This is a genomic window from Streptomyces sp. NPDC005761, from assembly GCF_040630635.1.
Classification (GTDB): Bacteria; Actinomycetota; Actinomycetes; order Streptomycetales; family Streptomycetaceae; genus Streptomyces.
Genome location: NZ_JBEXXX010000033.1, coordinates 1 through 23721, shown reverse-complemented (window position 1 = coordinate 23721; position 23721 = coordinate 1). Strand labels below are relative to the sequence as shown.

The window sequence follows — 23721 nt, the reverse complement described above, 5'->3', positions numbered from 1 at the left end:
TTCGTAGATCGCAACCTGACACCGCGTCATCTACGTAGAATCGACTGACACCTACGTCGGATCGGCTGACGCGGATGATGACGGCCGGGCGCATCGGCATATTACGGATCCACTGTTTGCCCGGCGGATTCCCCAGTGGGGTCGACTTCACGGCTGGGTGCGTCGCTCCGCGGCGTCGAACGCGGGCGCGAGCGGGGTCAGTGCTGCGCGGAGTCGGTCGGGCAGTGAGCCGGAAGGCACGACCAGTCCTCCGGCGTAGAAATTCCCGGCCGCCGCGTTTCCGGTCGGCGGGAGCCAGCTTTCCAGCGCGATGCGAACGGCCGCGGCCACGCTCGCCGCGAGAACGTGGGCTGTGTGCGCTCCGGCGTCACCTAGGCGTTCGGTGATCACCGCCGTGAGGGGGGGCTCGATGTCGGCGGTGGTATCGAGGAACGCGTCACGCAGCGCGGTCCGGGTGGGGATCAGCAGCAGTGCCTCGTGTTCGCGCTCGCCGGCGTTCGTGTACTGCTCGACCACCGCTTCGGTAATGGCGTCAGCCAGGCGCACTCCTGCGGGCCGGCTCGCGACCGCCGCCGCGATCCGCGCGTCCCGGTCAGCGGTAACAGCGGAGACGATGGCCTGCTCGCGGCTGGCGAAGTAGTTGTTGTAGGTGCGCGGCGAGACCCCAGCTGCCTCGGCAATGTCCTCGACCCTCACCTGATCCGGTCCGTGCTCAACGGCCAGGCGCAGAGCCGCCTCGCGTAGGGCCTCGCGGGTGGCCTGTTTCTTCCGCTCCCGCAGCCCTGGTGGTGGTGTCGTCACGGGGTCAGCGTTCCACACAGGGCTGCGTGCACGCAAACTTGCGTGCACGCACTTTTCCTGTGAGCCTCGACCCGACCTAGACCGGCAGAGAGGGCGTCACCATGCGAGCAAGAGGAATGACCTACGACACCGGATTCGTCGTACACGGCCAGACATCCCGCGAGCACTTCGACCTTGCAGTGGTCCGGCGCGAGCTCGCCATTATCCGCGACGACCTGCACTGCAACGCGGTCCAGATCATCGGCGGCGACCCGGACCGACTGGAGATGGCCGCCGGTGCCGCCGCCGAACTCGGCCTGGAGGTCTGGTTTTCGCCCTATCCGCTGGAGCTGGATCCGGAGCAGATCTTCACGCTCTTCCGCGACTGCGCCGAGCGAGCAGAACGGCTCCGGCAGCAGGGGGCCGCAGTCGTGTTCGTCGCAGGGGTCGAGGTGAGCGTGATGAACCGCGGGTTCCTGCCCGGGGAGAGCCCCGAGGAGCGGGTCGTGCAGCTGATGAGCCAACCCGAGCGGCGGGCCGAAGCGATGCGCGAGCTCGGCGTGTGCATCAACGGATTCCTCCGCGACGCCGCGGCCATGGTCCGCCAGCGCTTCCAGGGCAAACTCACCTACGCATCCATCCAGTTCGAGCAGGTCGACTGGACTCCCTTCGACATTGTGACGTTCGAGCTGATCCGCTCCGCCGAGGTCGCCGACCGATTCCGGGACGCGGTGCGCACCCTGGCCCAGGGCCTGAAGCCGCTCGCCATCACCGGGTTCGGCACCGCGGCCTACCGCGGCGCGGGAGACCGCGGTGGGCGGGTGCTGGAAGTGGTAGAGCACGACCCGGAGACCAAGGCCCCCGTACGGCTCAACGGCATATATGAGCGTGACGAGGCCGGCCAGGCCGCGTATCTGAGCGAGCTGCTGGAGATCTTCGAGACCGAGGGCGTGGACAGCGCGTTCGTGTTCTTGTTCGCCTTGCCCGGCTACCCGCACCGCCCCGACGGCGACCCCAGGGACGATCTGGACCGGGCCGGCCTGGGCATCGTCAAACTCCTCGAAGGGCGCCGGGGGCAGACCTACCCCGATATGGAATGGGAACCCAAGGCCGCCTTCGCGGCAGTGTCGCAGCGGTATCGGAGGTGACAGGCCCCGCACACAGTGACCAGGCGCCGGCATCGGCCACGTGTTCGCAGTGTCCGTCGACCACCGGTTCACCACCTCTGGCGGCCGGCGCATGCGCACGGACCAGGTACTGCACCTGGTCGAGAAGGGGTTACCGGGTCCCGGGTCCTGGCTCGGGGGAGCGGTCCGATGCCGGCCATACGTACGGCAGGTCGTCCGGAACGTGAGGGAATCGGCCGCGGTAGTGCGCTGGGTCTTTGCGGAGCAATGCCGACTGATGGCTTCGATGGAACTCGGCCGCGCCGAGCCATGGTGGAAGCTCTCCGTCCGCGGCGAGTTGTGCCTGGGTGCGGACTGTCGTGGTGTGCAGGTGGGAGCTGAAGTCCTGCATGAGGGTGATGGCGCAGGTGTCGGCGCGTCCCTCGGCTGTCCAGGCCGTGCAGATGTCCAGGCCGTAGCGGACCAGGGCTTCCTCGTATCCCGCCCACATGCGGACGGCCGGGTGCCTGCGCCACCCGTAGCCCGGCACGGTCAGGCCGCGGAACACCTGCAGGGCCTCTACCCGCTGCTTGCCGAGTCGCCTGGAATCCAGGACGGCCGCCGACTCCGTGAAGTCGGGGTAGGGAAGAAATGTCTGCATATGGTCTGTCTACCTGTGCGTGTGCTTTTGCGCGTTCGGGCGTCGCCGTGTCGCCGGCGAGGAGCGGATCGCGTCATTGCGGGCGGGAGCTCCTACGTCGTGCCTCCGCCGACGCGGACCGGCGCCTTTGTGGCTCGTTCCGCCGCCCCGCCCGGGTGACGCCGCCGGGCCGCACTCGGCACTGCGTGGACGCGCAGCGCGCTCCGCGTATTCCGTAGCGGCTGGGGCCTGGTACCTCCAGGTGGCGGTTGCGCACTCGTGTCCTTGACGGTGCCGGGCACCGCGCTTTCGTGGTGCGCGCGTGCGCGGTGTCGTGTCGGGAACGCCGGCTTTATCCTCTCGGCAGCCGAGTCCGAGCCGGTCGCGGTGCCAGTCCAGCGATGCTGCCGACCGGCCCGGAAGGCCCCGTGGTCCGCGGGCGGGCTGCCGCCGGTGGAAGAGGCTGCGGTCGCGAGGGAAAGAGCGATACTGATGGGGACGAATGCCTGTCCGCCGACGGGTCACACGCGCCCGCCCAGCTGATGAGTACGCACTTTTTGTCGATGTCTTCGAGGGGGCCGTCTCATGACCACGGCGAAAGACCTGTTCATCATCGCCATGGACCCAAAACACTCCGTGGGACAGGGCGACCTGTCGCTCGCACTCGCGGCAGCCGAGCTGATCGATCTCCTCAGGGCGGAGGCGGTCGTGGTGGACGGCGACTACATCGTGCCGGGTCCATCTGCCGCGACAACCGAAGACCGGCTCATGCGCGGGGCTGCGGACGGCCTCATTCGACGGGAGCCCTACGAGCGGGTCGAGGATTGGCTGTGGCGCCGGGGCCGGGACCTCTCTGCCACGTACCAGGCGGTCCTGGAAGAGGACGGTGTGCTGACGCGCAAGCGAACCGGACGGTTGCCTTTCGGGTCGGAGCGCGTGGAACCGGCCGATACGCCCGCGCGCACCAGGGCGGCCGAGCGGTGGGCCGAGAAGGAACCCGTCCTCGCCGCTCTGACCTCGGTCCTGGGTGTTGAGGACGGAGGATCCGGCGACGAGCCGGGCTTCGACGACGAGGCGGTGACGACCGTGATGGCTGTCGTCCACGAGGCGGTGATGGAACTGGAAGCCGTACGCCAGAGGCGGACCATCGAGAACGCGGCCTTCGCCAACGTCTGGCGCGGGCCGTGAGCTCAGACCGGGTACGCGAGTCCGGTCGAGTCCGGTCGTGCCGCTGAGTCCTCGGTGCAGGGCTCCCGCATCAGCAGAGTGCGTGGCTCACCCGCAAGGTCGACGACGCGCCGGGCCCGTGATCGCGGTGGGCGGCCATGCCTGGATCCTGGGGCCCTGCCCCTCGGTCGCCGACGTTCATGCCCCACTACCGGTTTCCGCATCGGAAGGCTGCGCGCCGTGGGCCGGGTGGTTGCTGGTACGACGTTCCTCCTTCATCTCCGCCTCATAGAGATGCTCCCGGCCCCCGACCAGTTCCTCGCGCACCTGCGCCTCGACGCCCGTGAACGGGCGGTAATAGGTGGCGTTGTACGACTCGATGACCTGAAAGGTCCAGCGGCCGGGCAGGACGTTGCGTCCGACGATTTCGCGACTCACCAAGTCCGCATGCTTCGGGTGGCCTGCCTTGCGCAGTTGCTCCACGGCCTTGCCCAGTTTCAGGTCGGCCCCGCCTGTGAGCTGGTGAAACGCATAGAGGTGTCCGCGAGCCTGTTCTACGGTCTCCAGCGCCTCCGAGAGGGTGCCGAGGGCCTCGACCGTCGCATCGCTGACACCGTCGGGCCGCACATGCCGGTCGTCCGGCTGGTCCTTGGGTCCCATTCTTTTGGCCATGACAGCGATCCTGCCCTGGCAGGGTGCGCGGATGCCGGCTGACAGGGCCGAGGGAGCACGGGGAGCCCCGGCCGCAACGGAGATTGCAGGCCCGCGCAGAGGGCGGCGCTGGAATGGATCTGGGGTCTGAGATGGGTAGGCGTCGTTGATCGTGCAGGGCTGGCTCGGGCGGTGGCCGGGGAAGAGCCAGTCCGAGTTCTGGTTGATGGCAGGGGTGTTGTCGGGCAGGGCCTGGAGGTAGTCGAGTAGGAGGGCGGCCACCGGCTCGGGGACCGGGGTGGGCGGGTCGCCGAGCCGAAGTGATCCCGAGATCGACTCGTTCGCCGGCGTGACCCGCGACCACTGCCTGGGCTGGCTCCAGCACATTGCCGAGATCTGACCGAGGCGGCCGTCGATTGGCTGAAGACGAACTTCTTCAAGACGAACTCGAACTCGGTCACTGTCTGCGGCTCCCTGCCCAAAGCCCCTGCGAGTGCGACCTCTAGCTGACCTGCGCGAAGTGCGTGACCACGCCCGCCTATGCGTCGCGGGCTACGGGCACGGCGCATGATTGAGCACACTCTCGCCGCCGACGCCGCCAACTACGGGTGGGCCCGCGAGGTCGAACGCCACAACCGCACCGCAGGACGGTTGGAGAAGCTGCTGACCGACGCCGGCCCGCCGCACGACGACCCGGCCGACGCCCCGGAGAATGGTCACCGCTGATCAGCGAGCCGGGCGAGATGGCGTTGTCGTAGGTATCTCCGTGCAGACGCTTAGCCTGCGGTGCATGAGTCTGGATGATGAACTGAGCGCGCTGGCAGCTCAAGAGGATCTGCCCGTCGATCTGGTGTGGCGTCTGCTCCGGCATCCGGTGGCCCGCCGCTCGGTGGCGCTGAGGCGCCGGGACCTGACAGAGCAGCTGATCGAGGAGATCATCGAACTCGGCTCTGCACGTTCTCTCGCAGCCAACACCTCCGTGCCCGCAGATATCAGGGCCCGCCTGGCGGAGCACCCGGAGCCGTCGGTCCGGTGTGGGGTGGCTGCGAGCGTCGCGGACGAGCCGCCAGGGTTGCTGGCCCGATTGGCAGACGATCCAGATTCCTCCGTGCGGTCGTTCCTCGCTATGAACGACCGCCTGCCGCCGGAACTGCTGGCCCGCCTGGCCGCAGACCCAGAGCCCCTTGTGCGGTCGTCGATCATCCGGCACTGGCGCGATGCCCCGGACTGGGTGCGTAGGGCTCTGCTGACGGATGCCGATCCCAACATCCGCAGGGATAGCGTTTCGGCTTACTTCCCGCCGGCGGACCTGCTGCCAGGTCTGCTCGCTGACCCTGTGACCCGGGCCGGCGCTGTTTCATACGTAGCCCCATCGCTTGAACTGGCTACCGATTCGGATTCCGCAGTGCGCGAGGCCACCGCCGCCCATCCGGACCTGCCTACAGGTCTGCGTGATCTGCTGGCAGAGGATCCAGACACCTTTGTCCGCAACGCGATCTCAGCCCGTCCGGACACCCCGTTGGCTGTGCGTGAGCGGATCGTGGCCGGCGCGGAGACCGACAGCCCCTTCGCGGAGTGGATGCTGTCGTCTCGCCGCGACCCACACCCGTGTCCCTCACCGGCACCGGCCCCGCCGATTCTCACCCGGGAACAGGCGGAAGCGCTCCTCGCCAGCGCTGACCTGTAGGCGTGATCGGCGGGTAGCTGAAGAGGGCTGGCAGGCGGTTTCGTTTGGATCACGCCGGGGTGCCCCGCTGTGGCACCGCACCCCGCGGTGTTGCCAGCAGTTGGTGACGCTCCGTGTCGATCGCACCTCCGCCTTGCGAGGAGCGGCGCCGGACTCCGCTCCCTGAGCCGGCCCGACTCGCACGAAGGAATTTAGGTGCGTTGGGTCTCTTGGGGCATGAGGAGGGATTCCGTGTCCGCCCCCAGTTCCGCGGCTAGCACCTGTCGCACCGGGGCGAGATCGGGCATCTGGCGGACGACGAAGCGCGGCCGGGGGCGAGACCACGCTTCCGGGCGGCTTCGGCAGCGGGGCAGGCATCGGTTTCCGGTTGTGGGGTGGGTGCCCGGGGTCGCCTTCACGGATGGTTGTCGGGCTTGTCGTGGGCGGGGCCGGTGAGGGTGTCGAGTCGGGCGGCGAGGTCGGGGTGCGTGGCGGTGAGGTGGGGGCGGGTGGCGTTGAGGGGTGGGATCAGCGCGGCGGGGTCGTCCTGGGCGAGGGCGGTGTCGAGTTGGCTGAGGGGGTGGTGGGCGGCGTTGGGAAGGTCGGTGAGGTTGGTGATCTGGGCGGCGAGGCGGCGTAGGTCGGCGGCGTTGTCCCGGGCCCAGGTGGCGGTGGTGCGGTCGGCTGCCCGGCGTTCGCGGGTGGCCTGGACGCGCTGTTCTCCGGTGGTGCCCGGGGCGCCGGGGCGGCCTCGCAGGTAGCGGCGTTCGGCGGCCTGGCGGCTGGCGACGCCGAGGGGATGGGCGAGGTCGGCCCAGCTCGCTCCGGCGTCGCGGGCGGTTTCGATCAGGCCGCACTCCCACCCGGCCAGCTGCTCGCGGACGTGGCGCAGGAGCAGGAGGGAGGTCAGGGCCCGCTCCGCGTCGGTGTCCTCGCCGGTGGGGGCACCGGCGTCCTCGTGCTGGGCGGCGCGTACGGCGCTGTCGATGGTTTCCAGGGCTGCCGCGGCGGCAAGAAACGACGCCGGGCTGTGGGCGTCGGCGCCGGTGGAGGCCGATGGGTCGGCTGCTGCCATGAATCCCTCTTTCAGGTGTCGTCCTTTCGATGACATCGTGTTTGTCATCCATTGGATGACATGCTACAACGGTTTCAGTGCAGCGCATTGGCAGGTACTGCCCGAACCTTCTGGAGGTGTTTCGTGATGTTGATGCGCACCGACCCCTTCCGCGAGCTCGACCGTCTCGCCCAGCAGCTGACCAGCTCCGGTACCTGGTCGCGACCGTCGGTGATGGCGATGGACGCCTACCGCGAGAGTGACGAGTACGTGGTGGCCTTCGACCTTCCCGGCGTCAGCGCGGAGGCGATCGACATCGACGTGGAGCGGAACATGCTGACGGTCAAGGCCGAGCGCCGGCCCGCGGCGAAGGCCGACGACGTCGTGATGGAGCTGTCGGAGCGGCCGCTGGGTGTCTTCTCCCGCCAGATCGTGCTGGCCGACACGCTGGACACCGAGCGCATCATGGCCGACTACGACGCCGGGGTGCTCACCTTGCGCATCCCGATCGCCGAGCGCGCCAAGCCCCGCAAGGTCGCCGTCGGCGGGGAATCCTCCCGCAAGCAGATCTCCGGCTGAGTCCGGCGTCCTGGGCGGTTCGGCGGGGGAGGAGCACTTGGTTCCCCCCTCGCCCCGCCCCGCGTAACCACCAGACCGAACAAAAGGGTGGCGGCCGACATGACTCTGAGATGGGAAGCATTCCTCGACCATGTGAAGGAACGCGGCGAGTACGGGAGTCGGCAGGAGGCTGAACGCGCGGCCCGCGTGGTGCTGGCCCTGCTCGGCGCACACCTGGTCGGCCAGGTGCGCGCCCAGCTGGCGGCGCGTCTGCCGGAGGGCTTCGCCCTGATCCTCCTCAATCCGCTGCAGAGCGCTGAGCCCCTCCTGCCGGAGCGGTTCGTGCGGGCCACGGCGGCCTGGATCGAGGGGGCCACCGAAGCGACCGCGGCCTGGGACGTCAGCGCAGTCCTCAGCACGGTCGCCGACGCGGCAGGCGACGAGCTGCTGGGGCAGATCCTGCTCCAGCTGCCCGCAGGCTACGACCTCCTGTTCGGCCGCCCCCAGCCCACCTGACGACCAACCGCCGGTGCCCCGTCTGCCCGGGAACCGGCACCACCGCCTCGGATACCGGAAGGAACCCACCGAAGTGATCTCCGACCTGCGCGCACCGCTCCAGCGCCCGCTCGTGATGACGTACAGGCAGATGCTGGAGAAGGTCCGCTACGAAGGCGCCTACCCCTCCCGGGAGCGGGCCGAGGAGGCTGTTCGTCTCGTCCTTTCGGGACTCGGGCGCCAGCTGACGGGCGACGAACGCGTGGAACTCGCTGCCCGCCTGCCCGTTGAGGCCGCCACCGTTCTCACCGCCCAGATCCCCGACCTCCAGCCCCTCACCGGCTGGTCCTTCGTCAAGGATCTCGCCGACCGCGCCGGCGCCACTCCCGCCACCATCCGCTGGGACACCGGAGCTGTCCTCACCGCCGTCGCCGCCCTGGCGGGCCCCGACCTGCTGACCCGTATCCTGCGCCGGCTCCCCAACGGCTACGCTCTCCTGTTCGGCCGCGCCGAGCTCATCCAGGCCGCGTAGGGGCCACACGCTCCTCCGGGTACCGCCTCCCGGGGCCTGCGGCCATGCCGGCCCCGGGAGGCGGTGGCGGCGGCCCGCGCTCCGGGCGGAGTGGCGGGCTGTTCAGGGGCGGGGTACTGCCTCTGAGGGGCGACGTTCACGATGGCTGCCGCGCTGATACGAGAGCGGGGCCTGCACCACCCCGAGGCCACCGCGAATGCGACGCGCAGGGCATTGCACAGGGGATCGAAACGTCCGCCGCGTCTGCGGTCTCATGGCCGCTGGTCCGAACCCCTCCACCACCGCCACGGCACGCCCCTTCCCGCGCGACACGGGTGACCGGCCGACCTTGCGTTCTCAGACCTCCTGGCCGGAGTAGTCGTGGGGCGCCGAGAAGCCGCGGGATCGTTCGGGCTGTCGGCCCGCCGTATCCGCGTAGCGGGCGAACTCCCACGGGTCATGCGCAGAGAAGACCTCGACCTGGTCGCCGTGTTCACGGATCAGCTCACGCAAGCGGGCCTGGGTACCCAGCCGCAGATCGGGCGCGACCTGCGAAAGGGTCTGAACGGTGTCGAGCACGGGGTGCACTTCCTTCTGGGCACCCAGTTCGCGGTGGTAGTAATAGGCGTCACCGCAGTGGAGCAGCCAGCGTTCGCCGTTGTGCACGGCGACACCGGTGTGTCCCTCGGTGTGACCGCCGAGTGGGATGAGCTTGATCTCATGCGGCAGCCCCTTCGCCTGCAATGCCGTGAAGCCGTACCACTGCTCATCGGACTCGGGGCCATAGGGAACCCAGCGAGGTTCGTGGGCCCAGTGGGCCGGCCGGTAGCGGAAGCTGGGCGACTGGGCCTGTGCTGCGCTCAGTTCCGAGGCGAGCAGATGGACGTGGGCATCGGGAAAGTCGGGGAGGCCGCCGCTGTGGTCGACGTCCAGGTGGGTGAGGATGATGTGGCGGACGTCGGACGGGGCGTAACCCAGCCGGGCGATCTGCCGGACGGCCGTCTCTGCCTCGTCGAGGGTGGGCTGGGCCATGGTGACCCAGTCCTTGCCGAGCGTGCCCGCCGGGTCCCGGACGTCACCGAGGCCAAGCCCCGTCTCGATGAGGACCAGGCCGTCCGCGTCGGTCTCCACCAGCAGGCAGTGGTTTACAGCGGGCGCGGGCTGCGGGCCCTCGTAGGTGGCTTCGATCGTGCGGACCGAGCCGCAGTTCAGGTGATGAATCTTCATAGCGCCTAGACTGCGACTTGAAGCACGCTTCAAGTCAAGGAGCTTTGATGGACGTTGCGTTGCTGGACATCGCCGAAGTCGCCCGGCGATCCGGGCTCGCTCCCTCCGCTCTGCGGTTCTACGAGAAGAAGGGACTGATCGCCGCGGCGGGCCGCAACGGCCTGCGGCGTACGTACCGGCCGGACGTACTGGACCGGTTGGCGCTGATCACCTGCGCTCGCAGCGCCGGACTCTCGATTGCCGAGATCGGCCGCTTCCTCGTGGCGCGGCCCTCCGACGCCGACCTGCGCACCCGTATGGCCGCCAGGGCCCGCGCCCTCGACGAGCAGGTGGGCCAGCTCACGCGCCTTCGTGACAGCCTGCGCCATGCGGCCACATGCGACCACGAGCCGATCGTCGACTGCCCCGACTTCAAGCTCGCTGTCGGTAACGTGGCCACCTCCGAACCGGCAACGCTCCCTCCCACGCCCCCGCCCGCTCGGCACGGGAGTCAGCCACGTGCCACGTGGAGGCCGTAGGCCATGTGCCGGAGCTTGCGGATGTGAACTCGACTCGGCACACGCGCTCGGAGCCGACCTCGCAGCGACCAGGAGCAACGTCGCTTCGCAGCGGAGCGCGCCCTGGGACGGACGGTCACCGTACTGCAGACGGTGGACACGATCCCGTCTCCTGGGGATCGACGTGGTCCATGGAAAACTCGGCGGCCTGCGGAAGACGTCAGAGCCTTGAATTCCTCGAACCATGCCGAGCCGGGCGAGGCCGACCCTGCGGTGCGGAAGGTCGTCGGCACATACGGAATCCATGACTCATACGTCACCTGGTGCGGCCCGTCAGCGCCGCCTCAGCGATCGACCAGGCGGCGCAACGCGCGTTGCGCCAGCGGCGCATAGGCCACCACGACCGGAGCAGGGCCGTCGATGTGAAGCTCGGTTTCCGTGCCGGACGGCGTACGGGCTCGGACGGCGTGCCACAGACGCATCCGCACCGGCCCTGCCTGCACCCGCCACCGCCAGGTGCGGGCCTGGTGGTCGACGGCCTCGATGACGAAGGCGACGCTCGGCCCCACCACGGGCACCACCCGGCCGCGCATGCCCGCTCGCAGTTCCGCCTCCGCCTCCACAGCCCGGATCTGCGGAGCCCAGGTGGGCCAGGCCGCCGTCCGGACGTAGCGCTGCCAGACCGTCTCCACGCTTGCCGCGCCAGCAGCGCGCACCGTTCTTCTCACCTCCCCACCATGCTCACAGGAGGGCGGTGTGTGCTTGTCGGGGGCGGACAGGACATGCTGCGACCGCGCGTCAGAGCCGCTCGTCGACCGCGGCGGCCAGTTCAGCTCAGCACTTGGGTCAGAGACAGGAACGAGCGAGTACGGTCGGGCTGCGAGGTCTCAGCCGCGGGGAGCAGGTGCCATCGAGCAGCTGGTGACCTGTCGCCGGGGGCGCTGTTTCCGGAGGAGACAGCGACGATGTCCTCCTCGAGTACTTCGGTGAAGGCGTACCTCCTGGCCGGATCTCCCAGCACAGGGCAGTACTTCACGGCGAGCTGCAGACATGCGGGGTGGATGGCGGCGGAGGAGACCACGGCCGACCCCTCTGCCGGCTCCTGGAGCGCCGCCCAGGCCGTGGCTCCGAGGTCGTTTCCGCAGACTTGGCAGCCCCAAAGACGGCGGCAGAGTTCCGCCTTGACACGTTCGAGCTCACGGAAGAGTGGCGCCTCGTCGCCCATAGGGGTCACCCACGGATAGGGGAGCCCGCCGACCACAGGGCGTGGCAGCCCGGCCGGGTTATGGAACTCCTCACCCTTGTAGCGCGGCGGGTGGACATAGACGACGTCCTTCATCCGCTGGCCGTCGACTCGGTCCCGCAGGTACACGACTCGCTGCATTTCCTGATCCGTCCCTTCCCGGTCCGCCGTGGACCTGCCTTCGCCGGACTCGCGGTGCCGGCACACCCGGTTCAGCGGGCGACTGTGCCGTCTTTCAGCCGCTCGATCATGCGCTGGGTCGTGACGATCGGGTTCTCACTGGCTGGGCCGATCTCCGGGGCTACCCCAGGCTGGTCGTTCCAGGACTCGTGACCGGCAAACGCAATCGTCTCGCTGGGTGCGTACCGCGGCAGGGGCCGGTAGTTGTTCACTCCCTCGACGGGCTCACCCCGTACCAGTACGGGGTCGAGGTAGAGACCCTGGCTCTCGATGTGCGTGGAGGTGGCGATGTACCCGATGTCGAGTCCGCAGCGCCGCTTCGGTGAGGTGTTCGCCTCCGAGCAGTGCAGCAAATGCGGGTGATGAATGGAGACGTCGCCGGGGTTGAGCTCGATGTCGACGATGCCTTGCTCTTCGGCCCACTCGCGCACCAGTGCGCTGTCGGCTTCGGAGAAGAGCATGTTGGCCTTGTCCGTGCGCAGATTCGGTTCGTACAGCGGCAGCTTGTGGCTCCCCGGGATCATTCGCAGGCAGCCGTTCTCGGTGGTGCTCTCGTCGATGGCCAGCCACACGGTGAGGGCGTTCATCGGCGCGAGCTTCCAGTACGCACCGTCTTGGTGCCACAGGACCGGCTGGCCGTCGTAGGGGGGCTTGCAGATGTAGTGGGCGGTGAAGCACGCGAGGTCGGGGCCGAGGAAGTGCTCGCCGATGTTCACGAGCCGCGGGTCGGATATCAGACGGACCCAGAACGCGTCGTTGCGGATCAGGGGATGGTGGAAGTGTTCGGGCCGCAGCTGCGGGTATTTGGTCGTGAGCCACTCGACGTGGGCTCGTGCCTCTTCGAGGAGGTCCTCGGGGATGACGTTGCGGATGACAGCGAAGCCGTGCTCCTCGTACTCGGCAGCGGCCTGCTCCAGAGCGGTGGTCATGGTATCTCCAGGTGAGCTGTGCGGTGCTTCGGGATCGGGGCGGTCCTGGGCGAGGGCTCAGACCTCCCACTCGGCAGGAAGTCTGCTGTGGAGACGCAGCGGGGAGAGCAGCAGCAGGATGAGCGGGATGCCCATGGCCACTGCGCCCGCCCACAGAGCCGTGCCGGTGGACCAGCAGTCGGCGATCACACCGCCGGCAAGGGCCCCGAGGGGTGTCGATCCTTGGACGACGAAGCTGTATGCCGCGGTGACCCGCCCCATGTATTCGTTCGGCGTCACCCGGGCGCGCAGTCCGGCTGTGGACACCGACCGGCCCACGATGGCGAAGCCGATGAGGATCTGTGCCAGCGCGACCAGCGGCACGGCGGCGCCCCGGAAGACGCCTGCGAGCGGTGCCGCCACTACGGCGAACGGGGCCAGGGCCGAGAAGATGAGTGTCATCCGTATCTCGCCGTACCGTCGGCGCAGCCGGGGGGCGACCAGCGAGGCACCGAGCCCGGCCAGGGCACCGAGCGTCGACAGCAAGCCGAACGTCCAGGTGGCGATGCCGATGTCGTTGAGGAGGAAGATCGGCAGCATGGCCAAGATGATGCCGGCGCCGATGTTGTTCAGCGCGGCCTGGTTGAGCAGCAGGCGCAGCAGAGGTTGTTTGAAGAGGATGCCGATGCCGTCCGTGATTTCTGCCCGGAACTTTCGTTCCGCCGCGGGCTTGCCGCGTGCGATGTCTCCGGTGGGCTGCATGGGCCGTAGGAGAAGGACGGACGTCAGGTGGCACAGGGCAGCGAAGCAGTAGAGAACGGGGGCGGCGATGCTCTGGACGAGGACTCCGGCGACGCCGGGAGATATCGCCCGAATCGTCGTCTCGGACGTCTGCAGACGGGCGTTGCCGTCCGACACGCGCCGTCGGGGCAGCACGTAGGGCAGCACACTGCTGTGGGCTACGTCGAAGAAGACGCCGGACAGGCTCACCACGAGGGCCACGACGACCAGTTGGGCCACGGTGAGACCCCCCAGGAAGTAGGCGAGGGGGATGCTGCCGAAGGCCACGGTGTAGGCGATGTCGGCCCAGATCAGCACCGGCTTCTTGCGCCACCGGTCGATCCAGACACCGGCGGGGAGTCCTACGGTGAGGAATCCCGCTCGGCTGCAGACGAAGATCAGGCTCATCGTCAGCGGCGTCGCGTGCAGGAGTAGGAGCGCGGTGACGGGCAGGGCGAATCCGGCGACCTCGGAGGCGATGTAGCGGAATCCGTTTGCTGCCCACAACAGCCGGAAGGCGGGGACCTTGAGGACTTCGGTGGTGTCGTCCTCGGCGGTGGCGTCGGTGGAAGGGAGCGTCATGGTTCTGCCGTTCGTCAGCGGATGATCGTCAGGCCGGGTGTGTCGCCGAGTGCAGGATCGGCAGCCAGCTCTGCCAGGGTCTTTCGGTCTACTTTTCCGTTGGCGTTCCTGGGCAGTTCGTCCGCGAGCAGGACGATGCGCTGCGGAACCATGTAATAGGGGAGGTGGGTGCGCAGTTGGCCGGGCAGTGCTGCGACGTCGTCCTCGTGGCCTGCCGTCACGAAAGTGGTGATGAGGTTGGAGAAGGCGGCGTCGGGTGTCGCTACGGCAATACAGTCGTGGACGCCGTCGAACGTGCGAACCTGCTGTTCGATCTCTCCGAGTTCGACCCGGAAGCCTCGTGACTTGATCTGGGCGTCCTCACGCCCGATGAATTCGAGCTCCCCTGACGGGTTTTCCCGGACGAGGTCGCCGCTGGCGTACCAGGCTCGCTCGTCGCTGGTGCGGACGAAGGCCTTGGCTGTCTGCTCGGGATCGAGGTAGCCCTCCATCAGCATGCTGCCCCGTACGAGGAGTTGGCCCGGGCGGCCGGACTCGACCGGCATGAGTTGTTCATCGACCACGGCGATCTCTGCCCCGGGCAGTGCCCTCCCGATGGGGACGACCGCCTCTGGGGGGAGCGGGCTGCCGATCTCGTGGAACGTACAGACGTTGCTCTCGGTCGGACCGTACACGTTCAGTAGCCGCACCCCGGGGAGAGCCGAGAGCAGGATGTTCACGTCACTCGGCTGCAGCACCTCGCCGCCCACCACGGCCGCACGAAGGGTCTTGAGTTCCGGCAGCAGGTCCTTGCCCCGGCGGGTGAGCCAGGCCAGGGTCGAGGTCACGGCATACCAGACGGTGCCGCCGACCTGGCGGCAGAAGTCGACGTAGGCGGTGGCGAACGGCGCTGCCGACGCGGGCATCAGAGCGACGGCGGCGCCTACCCGAGCGGCACCGAAGAGGTGCAGCGTCGTGGGATCGAAGTGCAGCGGAGCAGAGTTGATGATCACGTCGTGCTCCGTGAGGCCGAGTTCCAGGACCGACCAGTCCACGAAGGCGGAGGCGCTCGCATGGGTGTGCACCACACCTTTGGGAAGGCCTGTGCTGCCGGAGGTGTGGAGAACATAGGCGAGATCGGCCACCGCGGGGCGCGGTGTCGCATGTGGGATCGCGCACCACAGGTCTCCCGCGGCCTCGGCTCCGGTGGGCAGTTGCTCCCACTGGAGTCCGGGCAGCACCGTGCGCCACTGGTTCCGGGCCTCGGTGTCCGCCATCAGCGCCCGAGGGCGGCTGCGGTCGACGATGAGTTCGGCGCGTCCCATGGGGCCGTCCGGATCGACGGGCACATAGCCGGCACCGGAGCGGAGGATGCCGTGCACGGCCGCCACCGCGAGGGTGCTCTTCTCGCCGTGCCAGACGACGCAGTCCCCGGGCCTGACGCCGCTGCCGGTGAGTGCGTGCGCGATGGCCTGCGCGCACCGGTCCAGCTCTGCGTAGGTGAAGGTGGTCGTCCCGTCCATGACAGCGGTGCGGTCGCCGTAGCGTGCTGCGGTCGCCCGCAGATCGTCCGCAAGCGACCGTCCAGCGCCCATCAGCACCCCTTGGTCTTGAGGAACGCGCGGATTGCCAGAGGGCTTTCGAAGTTCTCCGGAAGAATCTCCGAGTCCCGGATGGTGATGGTGAACTCCTTCTCGATGAGGGCGACGAGACTCAGCAGTGACAGGGAGTCGATGATCCGACGAGCGATGAGCGGCGTGTCGTGGGCGACGTGCGCTCCCGGCGCTACTTCCCGGACCGCGGCGACCACGGTTCCGAGCACGGCGTCTTCCGTCATCACAATCCCAGCCCTTCAGCAATGATCTTCATCTGCATGTCGGAGGTTCCGGAGTAGTACCGGCTGGCCACGGCATCGGCCGTCAACGCGAGGGCGCCCGTCTCCGGCAGCAGCGCATACCCCCCATACAGGTCCGGAAGTTCCTGACAGAACCGGTTGAACTCCGTGCTCACGTGCAGTTTCGTCAGAGCCGACCGGCCATGGTCCAGGGAGCCCCCGTCGGCTGCACGCGCCGTGGCACGCAGTAGTTCTCGCGCGCTGGTCAGACTCAGATGCATCCGGACCAGGCGTTGCCGGATCGTGTCGTACGCGCTCAGCGGCTGCCCGAATTGCGTGCGTGTCCGCACGTGTTCGCGCGCCTGGCGCAGTGCCCGCGCCATCAGTCCCAGTGTCGGCGCGAGAATGAAGGCCCGTTCGTAGCGCATGGCGTGCATGAGCACGGCGAACCCGCCGCCGGTTCGGCCCAGTCGGTCCGCGTCCTCGACGACGCAGTCGTCCAGGAGGAGGGAGCCGAGTTGGGCGCCCTCCAGAGCGGACTTGGCCATCGCTTTGCCGATCTGCAGGCCCGGGGTGCTCCGGGGGACCAGGAAGGAGGTGAGCCCTGAGAGCGCGCTGGCTTCGGCGGTACGGGCAAGGACCACAAAGACATCGGCGGTGGGGCCATTGGTGACGAAGGTCTTCGATCCGTTCAGCCGCCACCGTCCGTCGGCGTCCTGTACCGCGCGGGTGCGCAGGGACAGCAGGTCGGAGCCCGAGTCGTACTCGGTCGCGGCAAAAGCACCGACGCTCGTGCCCTCCGTGAGTGGCGTCAGGTGCCGGTCGTGCTGGCCGGGGGTGCCGAACTCGAGGATGGGCTCCTGGCATGCCCACATCTGGGCGGCCATGGAGAAGGAAAGGCCGCTCAGGCCGCTCTCCTCGGCGAATGCGTCCAGTGCGATACAAGCGGCTTCGTATCCCGCACCGGCGCCCCCTGCCGCATCCGGGAGGGCCAGAGACAGTAGCCCCTGGCCTGCTGCTTCGCGCCAGGCAGCCGGTCCTTCGGGGTGCTTGCCGGCCCACTCTCGCAACCCGCCCAGCCAGTCGGCGAACTCCGTGCTGTCGGCGGATGTCGGGTGCTGTGTCATGCCTGGCCACCTCCGCCTTGAGCGGACCACTTGAATGCGTGGTGGGACTCGGACAGCCCGAACCGGGTGAAGGCGGCGGGCCGTTGTCCCAGCGGAGCCAGTGCGAGAAGCTCCGTCTCGCTTCCGGCCGAACGGCTGGATGCCAGCCAGTCGAAGATCTGTTCCGTGACGCCCGCGCCCCGGAACCTCGGCCGGAGCTTGATTTCGTGGAGCATCAGCCGGTCCCGGCCGCCGGGCCGCAGCCGGCCCAGGCCAGTCAGTGCGAAGGCCGCGACGATCTGGCCGTCCGTCTCGGCGACGTAGTGCGTCGTACCCGATGCCGTCCGGCGGTCGGTGAGTCGTGCGGCGAACTCCTCGACGGCGCCGAATCCATAGAGTTCGCGGATGGCTCCGGCATCGGCGACCGTGGCTTCGCGGATGCTCCGCGAAGTGTCCGGACTAGCCACCGGCCACCGCCGACATGATCATTACAGTGCTGTGCGGGGCCACCGCCGCATCCGGCGTCTCCAGGTCGCGGATGTTGTCCTCACCGACGTAGACACTGACAAAGGGAAGGACGGCCCCCAGACCGTCCGCCACGCGCAGGCGCAACGCCGGATGTCGCTCGAACACCTTGCCCAGGACCTGTGGGATTGTCCCGGCGGGCACGCGGAACTTGGTCTCCCCATCGGCGAACCGTGCAAGGGGGGTGGAGAGGATGACCTCTACTTCGGACACTGCGTACTCCTCACTCTGATCGGGCGTTGTCATCCGTGGCCGGCCTTCGCTGCCACAGCAGACTGCTGTGCCCGGTAGCTTTCCCAGCGGCGGATCGCCTCGGTGAGCTGGGAGTCGTAGTCGGCGTCCTTGATGAACCCATGGCCCCGGCCGTCGCGGAGCATGACGGCCCGGGCACTCTCATGGCCCCCGAGGCTCCGCATGATCGGGCGCAGGTGCTCCAATGCGAAGTAGGAGTCCTTCTCCGACACCAGCGCGTGCAGAGAGCGGCCCAAGCCCGGTGCGGCCCAGCCCCTGAGGACGTCGGTCATGGTCTCGGGTGCGGCCATGGCAGGAAGATGCGCGAACGGCCGGGCCTCCTGCTCCCACTGCGGAAGAACGGTGGGGTCGTTGTGCGGCGAGACGACGAATGCGAGGTCGTCGCCGCCTGCTCGCATACAGTGCTTGAGCGCCGCGTAACCGCCCGAGGAGAGGCCGTGCCAGACGGTCCCCTTGAGGCCGTGCCGTTCGAGCAGGGACGCACGCAGCTCGTGCATCCGCGGCATGAACTCCTCCTCGCCCAACAGGAACCAGCCGCAGCAGGAGTCCGGGGTGAAGCGGTGGACGGGGTCGGAGAAGGAGAGGCACACGGACTGGTCCGCCTGCTGCCACTGTTTGCGTGCGAAGACCGGCGGGACGTGTTTCTCGATGCGGCTGAAGCCGTGGAAGAGGACGTGCAGGTAGGGGCTCGAGACGACCTCAGGCTCGGTCACCTTGTACTCCAGGGTGTACCCCTGGGAGTGTTGGAAACTGTCCTGCTGAATCTTCACTGGAATCCTCGTATCCATGGGCGTGCGTATCTCAGGCCGTGCTGATCAGGAGGAGAGCGTGCGGCCCTCCGCGTAGGAGAGTCCCGGGCATACGAGTCGCACGACGCTGAACGGTTCGGACTGTTGGGACAGCCGGACCACGAGGGGGGTATGGCCGGTGGTGACCGTCAGCCGGAGCACGGCTGCGGCCAGTTCCTGTCCCATGTCGTCGTAGCTCGCGCCGTGCCCCCGCAGAGCGTCCTTCATGCTCAGCCCCGCCGAGTGCGGGCGAAAGCCGGGATCGGTGCTTGCGTCCCTCGTGGTGTCCTGGTCCGACGGGATGTCGTCGCGGGTGGCGCTGATCTCCGTCAACCGGCTCTGCACGGCTTCAGTGAGCGCACGGGAAAGGGCGACGTCCGGGTCCATATGGGTGCCTGAACCGGCGCACACGATGGGGAACAGGGGGGACCAGACGTACGCGGCGAACGTCGGCATCTCGAACCGGTTCGGGATGCAGGTGATCTCGAACTCGACCGCGGCCGAAGTGAGTTGTTCGAACAGCGTGCGCAGGTGCACGCTGCCGACCGTCGCAGGATTCACCGGGATGCGCTCCGGCCCGGTGCGGGAGGGGCACTCTGCCAGCACATCGCGCTCGACCGCTTCGTAGACAGCGTGGAGACAGGCCTCGGTGTACGTGTTGCCGGACGCGAGTCCGGTGCTGCTCGTCTCGAAGACACGTGGACGCATGAAGTGCTCTCCGCTGTACGAGAGCCGGACCAGGTCGAGTGGAACGGGTACGGGACGGTCGTCGGCCAGGGACCGGCTCCACACCCAGGGCAGTTCGATCTGCTGGATCCACTCGTCCGTCACGCGCAGGTTCAGGTCATTCAGCGTGTACGGGAGACCGAGTCCGCCGGCCGTGGAGAGGAAGGTGTCGAGCGCCGGTCGCTCCGCATGCCACAGCTCGATGGATTCCATGACTGCGGAGAGCTTCGCCAGGATCGGCGATGCTCCCTTTCCCTGTGAGACGGCGAGGGTCTCCGAGTCGGGCCGCACGGCCAGATAGACGGGGATGCCGATGTTGTCCAGACGCGTCACGTCGGCGACTCGGGTGATTCCGTAGTCCCGAAGTCGAGGCTGAAGCCGTGCCCATGTGGTCTCGGGTTCCACCGCGCGGTGTGTTCCAGGCAGTCTGACCTTAGACATGATCACGCTCTCCGCTCGCGCGGACACTGGAGAGGTGTCCGATGGTGAACGGGCGGAAGGCATCGGCCGCCTGGCGCAGCGAGGGAAACCCTCTCTTCGCGCACTCGCCGGCCATTTCGGCGTGGCTGGCGACGCCCCAGATCCCTGCGAGCAGCCGCGTGCAGACCGCTTCCCTGATCCTGCCGAGACTGCGGTCGGGATGGGTATCCAAGTGACGACGCATCTGTTCCAGCCAGTCGGAGGCCTGCACCCGGTCCTGTGCCGTCTCCCGTCGTAGCAGCAGCTTGGCCACGTCGGGATCGGCCAGGTCGGGCAGGGGACACAGCAACCTGGTGATACGGGGCCGCAGTCTCACGTCATCGAGCCACTGAACGGCGCTGGGGCCCAACTGCCGCAGCACGTGGGCGCGCAGCCCGCCCGATGGGAGGGCCCCTGCCTGATCGGCGGAGCTGTGCAGGAAGTCCCACCAGACGTCGGGGAACCGCACGTCGAAGATCTGCTGATAGGCGAGCCGGTGGTGCAGATCGGGAGCGGCTGCCGCGAACCGGTTGCGCCAGCGGCGGTGATACTCGGTACGCCAGTCCCGATCACCGCTCGCCGTCCCGAGCGGACCGCTGCTCGTCCGGCTGCCGAGCCGCGCGGCGAGCGCGAACGCTTCCAGCGCGTCGGCCTGCTTCTGGTCAAAGGCGTCGGGAGTGGCGGTGCGCTGTTCGCTGTACCAGTCGGCGAACGGCGTCTCACCGCACTCCCTGGCAATGGCGAGTACACGCTCCATCGTGCGCAGCGGGTAATACTCGTGCTCGAACCGGGCCATCAAGCGCCGGCCCGCCTCAAGTGACAGCATTCCGGCATCGCAGGCGGCCAGTACGGCAGCATAGAGGTTGACCAGGGGAATGTTGATTGCGGACGGTGAGCCGGATTCGTTGTGGGCGACACTCACCGCGTCGTCCCCGTCAAATACACCGTCTTGGTACCAGCGGTAGACGCGCCCGACACCGACCATGCCGAACCGGTCGAGCTCGGCGGCGCGCAGGGCCCCGATACTGGCTGCCCCGAGCACAGCGACCCCTCGTGCCACAGCATCGAGGATTTCTTTGTGGCGCAGGGCAAGACGGTGATGGTAGATGCCGTCCACGAGGACGGCGACATCTCCTGCGGAAAGAGTGCCCTGAAAGAGGTCTCCGTGCTTCACGGGGCCGTGCAGGATGAATTCAGGATAGTTCTTCGTCACCAGAGGTTCAGGGCACGACGGCCCCACAAACACATGGACCGTCATACCCTTCCCCCTGTCTCAACGGTCTGCCGGCCGAACCAGATCAAGCAGTCCAATCAGCGTGAACCGCCTTTTACTACGTCAGTCGCGGACTTCGCTGTCGGTGATGATCAGCGGGGTTCCCGCGAACAGACCCTCGAAGTCCTCGCTGGTGAGTTCCTCGATGTCACTGGCGGTCTCGACGATGACGTCAGCCATGTCTTTCTCCCTATCGCTAATTGAGGAAGTGTCAGCACCCTTGCGGTGCCGAATGGACGCTACGTCCAGCTCTGATCGTCTGTCTAGTGACCTTTCTGCGGGCGCATTTCGGGCATCTTGTCCGAACGGCCCTGGCGGCCCCCTTCCGGCTATCGCGCACACCTCCACGTCGCGACCGACAAGGGTCAACGAGAATTGACCTCGCATTTGCCTTCCGAGGGTGCCGAAGAGGCAGTGTTTACTGGAATATGGCATTCCGTAGAGGGATGATGGGGATCGGATCGTGGCGTAGGGGGGCCATACACGGTCTTGAATGGGGCAAATTCCTCGGTCCTGCATCACCGGAAGATCCGGCGGCTTTCCGGCCCGCCGGATCCGCCCTTGACGCCCCGCGCGAGGGTATGCAGGATCTTCAGGCGGGAGCGGTTGCCAGAATTCCGCGCGCGGACATCGAGGCGTCAAGCGCATCGGGAGAGCTCCCGTGCGGGGGCGGGCGACGATGAGACGAGATGCACCTCGGAGGATTCAATTGCCGTTCCAAATCACGCCCATGGCCTTGGTGGTAGCCAGTCTGCTCTTCCACCAGGTCAACAGGCACTGGGAGTACGGATTCTCAGGTGTAGGTCATCACTTTGCTCCGGTATTCGGCATAAGGCTTCCCCGGGCGGCAGCCGCGCTCGGGCAAGTGGCCGCCCTTCCTCTTGCCCTCCTCGTCGTCCTGTCAGCCCACTCGCTCCCCGGACGTGCTCTTGCGGTCGTGCTCGCCTTCTACTGGATGCTTGCGACGCACAGAAGGCTCTCCGACCATTCATGGCTCGGGTTCGTTGCGGCTGCGGTCATGGCTTTTGCCCCCGCGACCGTTCACCCCGTTCTCGCGCGGGACCTCCTCGCGGGCGTCTACCTGACCGCGGCGCTGCTCAAAGTCAACGACGAATACCTCTTCACCGGCCGGAGCGCGGGCCGCGTGGTGACCGCCCACTACTTGCGTCTGCTCGGGCTCCGGGTGCACCCGCGCCTCCTGAACGCGGTTCCGGTCGCGGTGATCACCGTTGAGTTCGCCGCGGGCGCCCTGCTGTGCGTCCCGGGCGGGGAGCAGTGGAGCCTGTGGCTCGCGATCCTGATGCATCTGGCTTTCGGCGTTTCGGGAAACCTTCCGTTCTCTGTCGTGGCCATGGCTTTGTGGGTGACGGCGCTTTCCCCCGCCGGATCGATCGCGATCTCCGGCGGCACGAGCAGCGTAGGGTTCGGCGCGCTCACCGCAGGCCTGCTCTGCTTGGCGACGGGTCGGAGCGCCACCGGCCGACGGCCCCCAAACTGGCTGGCAAAGGACTTCTGTCAGGGCGTGGTCTTCGGCGCCCTGTGCGCTCTGGCCGTTCTCTCTCGCGCCGCGGGGCCGGAACCCGTCGGTAGTCAGGCCGCGCTCGTCCACGTGCTGGTCGCCCTGGCCTTCGTCCTGAACTTCCTCCTGGTCGTCACAGGAGTGAAGCTCGAATGGGCCTTCGCCATGTTCACCAGCCTCCGCCCATTCGGCCGCTCATGGCTTGAGCGCCACAGGTTCAAGGATTGGCCTCGGTACTACACGCTGACACTTCCCGCCCGCATACCCAAGGCACTGCTGCGCGAGATCGATCCGGAGTTCATCTACCTGGCGACGCGAGCGGAGAACGTCGTCCACGAGGGCGTTGTCTACCACCTGGAGGCCGCGGCTCAGAAGTGCAGCGTGTCCTTCTCCCCGCAGGCCATGGCCGTCGACCCGTTCAGCCGCGGGCTCGTCCCGGCTCCCCCCGACCCGCGCCGGCCCGCCCCGCGGCCTCGCCTTCTGGCATACCCGGCCATCGCACCCAAGAGCCTGGACCGGCGGTATCTCGTCTGACGCGCGCGTTCGCCATCCTGACCGGCTTGGACACATCCGACCTGCTCAATCCGGATCTCGTCCGCGCGTTCGCCGACGACTTCACCGAGGCCGACCTCAGCGACACCGACCTTCGCACCGTCCCCCTCGACGGCCTGCGGTGGTCCGCCCTCACCCGTTGGCCCTCCTACGTCGACCCGCGTGTCATCCGCGCCCGCTCCGTGCAGACCGGACCTGATTCCGGAGTCTTCGTGATCACGTATCCGGGCCTGACAGCAGACCACCTGCCGCTACGGATCTGAACGGCACCACCTCCTGGGGCCGGCCAGCGTGAATCATCCCAGCGCACAGTGGTCTACGACCGTGCCGGGGGAGACGACGACCCCACTTGCGGCGCCCGAAGGCACGAACAGGGACGTTGGTCGATGCGTTGTCGGAGCGACCGCGGCCCGGACACCTTCGGAATGCTCGCAGAAGCAGAAGCAGAAGCAGAAGCAGAAGCAGAAGCAGAAGCAGAAGCAGAAGCAGAAGCAGAAGCAGGAGCTCGGCTCGTGATCTGCGATGGCTGGCAGTCAGGGGAGCCCGATCGGGGCCGCTCGCAATGGGTTGTCGGCGTACTTGCCTATGTGCAGGGGTGCGTACGGATGAACGTGCAGAGCAAGTAGCCGCCCGGTGCGCTCATCGCCATGCGAGAGGATGGAG

Annotated in this window: 27 protein-coding genes; 10 read left to right on the top strand and 17 right to left on the bottom strand. The window is 67.9% G+C overall.

Annotation, left to right across the window (positions count from 1 at the left end):
- Positions 1-147: 147 nt before the first annotated feature.
- Positions 148-801: a TetR/AcrR family transcriptional regulator gene (locus ABZ434_RS26045; protein ID WP_359141549.1), complete on the bottom strand. Its 654-nt coding sequence runs from the start codon at positions 799-801 to the stop codon at positions 148-150.
- Positions 802-917: 116 nt separating this feature from the next.
- Between ABZ434_RS26045 and ABZ434_RS26040 the strand changes: the two genes are divergently transcribed.
- Positions 918-1928 carry a hypothetical protein gene (locus ABZ434_RS26040; protein ID WP_359141546.1) on the top strand — a complete coding sequence of 337 codons (1011 nt, stop codon included), beginning with the start codon at positions 918-920 and terminating at the stop codon, positions 1926-1928.
- A gap of 130 nt (positions 1929-2058) precedes the next feature.
- Here ABZ434_RS26040 and ABZ434_RS26035 read toward each other — a convergent pair whose 3' ends face one another.
- Positions 2059-2547 carry an MSMEG_6728 family protein gene (locus ABZ434_RS26035; protein WP_359141543.1) on the bottom strand — a complete coding sequence of 163 codons (489 nt, stop codon included), beginning with the start codon at positions 2545-2547 and terminating at the stop codon, positions 2059-2061.
- Positions 2548-3111: 564 nt separating this feature from the next.
- Between ABZ434_RS26035 and ABZ434_RS26030 the strand changes: the two genes are divergently transcribed.
- Positions 3112-3714, top strand: coding sequence for a GPP34 family phosphoprotein (locus ABZ434_RS26030; protein ID WP_359141540.1), 603 nt, complete (start codon positions 3112-3114; stop codon positions 3712-3714).
- 177 nt (positions 3715-3891) lie between these two features.
- On the opposite strand, the gene ABZ434_RS26025 is transcribed toward ABZ434_RS26030, so the two are convergent.
- Positions 3892-4365 carry a hypothetical protein gene (locus tag ABZ434_RS26025; protein ID WP_359141537.1) on the bottom strand — a complete coding sequence of 158 codons (474 nt, stop codon included), beginning with the start codon at positions 4363-4365 and terminating at the stop codon, positions 3892-3894.
- 546 nt (positions 4366-4911) lie between these two features.
- Here ABZ434_RS26025 and ABZ434_RS26020 point away from each other — a divergent pair.
- Both ABZ434_RS26020 and ABZ434_RS26015 read left to right on the top strand, forming a co-directional pair.
- A complete protein-coding gene (locus ABZ434_RS26020; protein WP_359141535.1) occupies positions 4912-5070 on the top strand; it encodes a hypothetical protein in 159 nt (52 codons plus the stop codon).
- Positions 5071-5134: 64 nt separating this feature from the next.
- Entirely contained in the window at positions 5135-6031 is an 897-nt protein-coding gene (locus ABZ434_RS26015; RefSeq protein ID WP_359141532.1) for a hypothetical protein, read from the top strand.
- Between the two features lie 394 nt (positions 6032-6425).
- Here the strand turns inward: ABZ434_RS26015 and ABZ434_RS26010 are convergent, their stop codons facing one another.
- Positions 6426-7085: a type III effector protein gene (locus ABZ434_RS26010; protein WP_359141529.1), complete on the bottom strand. Its 660-nt coding sequence runs from the start codon at positions 7083-7085 to the stop codon at positions 6426-6428.
- A 126-nt stretch (positions 7086-7211) separates the two neighbouring features.
- Here ABZ434_RS26010 and ABZ434_RS26005 point away from each other — a divergent pair, with 126 nt between their 5' ends.
- The 3 genes from ABZ434_RS26005 to ABZ434_RS25995 all read left to right on the top strand — a co-directional run bounded on the left by ABZ434_RS26005 (position 7212) and on the right by ABZ434_RS25995 (position 8649).
- Complete coding sequence (locus ABZ434_RS26005) at positions 7212-7643, top strand: Hsp20/alpha crystallin family protein (protein WP_359141526.1); 432 nt, start codon at positions 7212-7214, stop codon at positions 7641-7643.
- A gap of 99 nt (positions 7644-7742) precedes the next feature.
- Positions 7743-8138 (top strand): DUF2267 domain-containing protein, encoded by a 396-nt coding sequence (locus tag ABZ434_RS26000; protein ID WP_359141523.1) that lies wholly within the window; start codon positions 7743-7745, stop codon positions 8136-8138.
- 73 nt (positions 8139-8211) lie between these two features.
- On the top strand, positions 8212-8649 hold the full coding sequence (locus ABZ434_RS25995) for a DUF2267 domain-containing protein (RefSeq protein WP_359141520.1): 438 nt from the start codon (positions 8212-8214) through the stop codon (positions 8647-8649).
- A gap of 336 nt (positions 8650-8985) precedes the next feature.
- Here the strand turns inward: ABZ434_RS25995 and ABZ434_RS25990 are convergent, their stop codons facing one another.
- Positions 8986-9855, bottom strand: coding sequence for an MBL fold metallo-hydrolase (locus ABZ434_RS25990; protein ID WP_359141518.1), 870 nt, complete (start codon positions 9853-9855; stop codon positions 8986-8988).
- Between the two features lie 47 nt (positions 9856-9902).
- On the opposite strand from ABZ434_RS25990, the gene ABZ434_RS25985 reads away from it, so the two are divergent.
- On the top strand, positions 9903-10373 hold the full coding sequence (locus ABZ434_RS25985) for a MerR family transcriptional regulator (RefSeq protein ID WP_359141515.1): 471 nt from the start codon (positions 9903-9905) through the stop codon (positions 10371-10373).
- A gap of 323 nt (positions 10374-10696) precedes the next feature.
- Here ABZ434_RS25985 and ABZ434_RS25980 read toward each other — a convergent pair whose 3' ends face one another.
- The 12 genes from ABZ434_RS25980 to ABZ434_RS25925 all read right to left on the bottom strand — a co-directional run bounded on the left by ABZ434_RS25980 (position 10697) and on the right by ABZ434_RS25925 (position 20972).
- The gene (locus ABZ434_RS25980) at positions 10697-11044 is read right to left on the bottom strand and encodes an SRPBCC family protein (protein ID WP_359141673.1); all 348 of its coding nucleotides are present in this window, start codon (positions 11042-11044) and stop codon (positions 10697-10699) included.
- A 137-nt stretch (positions 11045-11181) separates the two neighbouring features.
- A complete protein-coding gene (locus ABZ434_RS25975; RefSeq protein WP_359141512.1) occupies positions 11182-11736 on the bottom strand; it encodes a hypothetical protein in 555 nt (184 codons plus the stop codon).
- 71 nt (positions 11737-11807) lie between these two features.
- On the bottom strand, positions 11808-12704 hold the full coding sequence (locus ABZ434_RS25970) for a phytanoyl-CoA dioxygenase family protein (protein ID WP_359141509.1): 897 nt from the start codon (positions 12702-12704) through the stop codon (positions 11808-11810).
- 57 nt (positions 12705-12761) lie between these two features.
- Entirely contained in the window at positions 12762-14045 is a 1284-nt protein-coding gene (locus tag ABZ434_RS25965) for an MFS transporter (protein WP_359141506.1), read from the bottom strand.
- A 14-nt stretch (positions 14046-14059) separates the two neighbouring features.
- On the bottom strand, positions 14060-15619 hold the full coding sequence (locus tag ABZ434_RS25960) for an amino acid adenylation domain-containing protein (protein WP_359141504.1): 1560 nt from the start codon (positions 15617-15619) through the stop codon (positions 14060-14062).
- Positions 15619-15861: a hypothetical protein gene (locus ABZ434_RS25955; RefSeq protein ID WP_359141501.1), complete on the bottom strand. Its 243-nt coding sequence runs from the start codon at positions 15859-15861 to the stop codon at positions 15619-15621. The genes ABZ434_RS25960 and ABZ434_RS25955 overlap by 1 nt, the downstream gene beginning before the upstream one ends.
- A complete protein-coding gene (locus ABZ434_RS25950) occupies positions 15861-16985 on the bottom strand; it encodes an acyl-CoA dehydrogenase family protein (protein WP_359141498.1) in 1125 nt (374 codons plus the stop codon). Before ABZ434_RS25950 ends, ABZ434_RS25955 begins: the two co-directional genes overlap by 1 nt.
- Positions 16982-17431: a hypothetical protein gene (locus ABZ434_RS25945; protein WP_359141495.1), complete on the bottom strand. Its 450-nt coding sequence runs from the start codon at positions 17429-17431 to the stop codon at positions 16982-16984. The genes ABZ434_RS25950 and ABZ434_RS25945 overlap by 4 nt, the downstream gene beginning before the upstream one ends.
- Entirely contained in the window at positions 17424-17702 is a 279-nt protein-coding gene (locus ABZ434_RS25940) for a hypothetical protein (RefSeq protein WP_359141492.1), read from the bottom strand. The genes ABZ434_RS25945 and ABZ434_RS25940 overlap by 8 nt, the downstream gene beginning before the upstream one ends.
- A gap of 29 nt (positions 17703-17731) precedes the next feature.
- A complete protein-coding gene (locus ABZ434_RS25935) occupies positions 17732-18511 on the bottom strand; it encodes a hypothetical protein (protein ID WP_359141489.1) in 780 nt (259 codons plus the stop codon).
- A gap of 45 nt (positions 18512-18556) precedes the next feature.
- A complete protein-coding gene (locus ABZ434_RS25930) occupies positions 18557-19696 on the bottom strand; it encodes a YcaO-like family protein (protein WP_359141486.1) in 1140 nt (379 codons plus the stop codon).
- The gene (locus ABZ434_RS25925) at positions 19689-20972 is read right to left on the bottom strand and encodes a TfuA-like protein (protein WP_359141483.1); all 1284 of its coding nucleotides are present in this window, start codon (positions 20970-20972) and stop codon (positions 19689-19691) included. Before ABZ434_RS25925 ends, ABZ434_RS25930 begins: the two co-directional genes overlap by 8 nt.
- 724 nt (positions 20973-21696) lie before the next feature.
- Here ABZ434_RS25925 and ABZ434_RS25920 point away from each other — a divergent pair.
- Both ABZ434_RS25920 and ABZ434_RS25915 read left to right on the top strand, forming a co-directional pair.
- Positions 21697-23040 carry a hypothetical protein gene (locus ABZ434_RS25920; protein WP_359141481.1) on the top strand — a complete coding sequence of 448 codons (1344 nt, stop codon included), beginning with the start codon at positions 21697-21699 and terminating at the stop codon, positions 23038-23040.
- A gap of 26 nt (positions 23041-23066) precedes the next feature.
- Positions 23067-23321, top strand: coding sequence for a hypothetical protein (locus tag ABZ434_RS25915; protein WP_359141478.1), 255 nt, complete (start codon positions 23067-23069; stop codon positions 23319-23321).
- Positions 23322-23721: the final 400 nt, after the last annotated feature.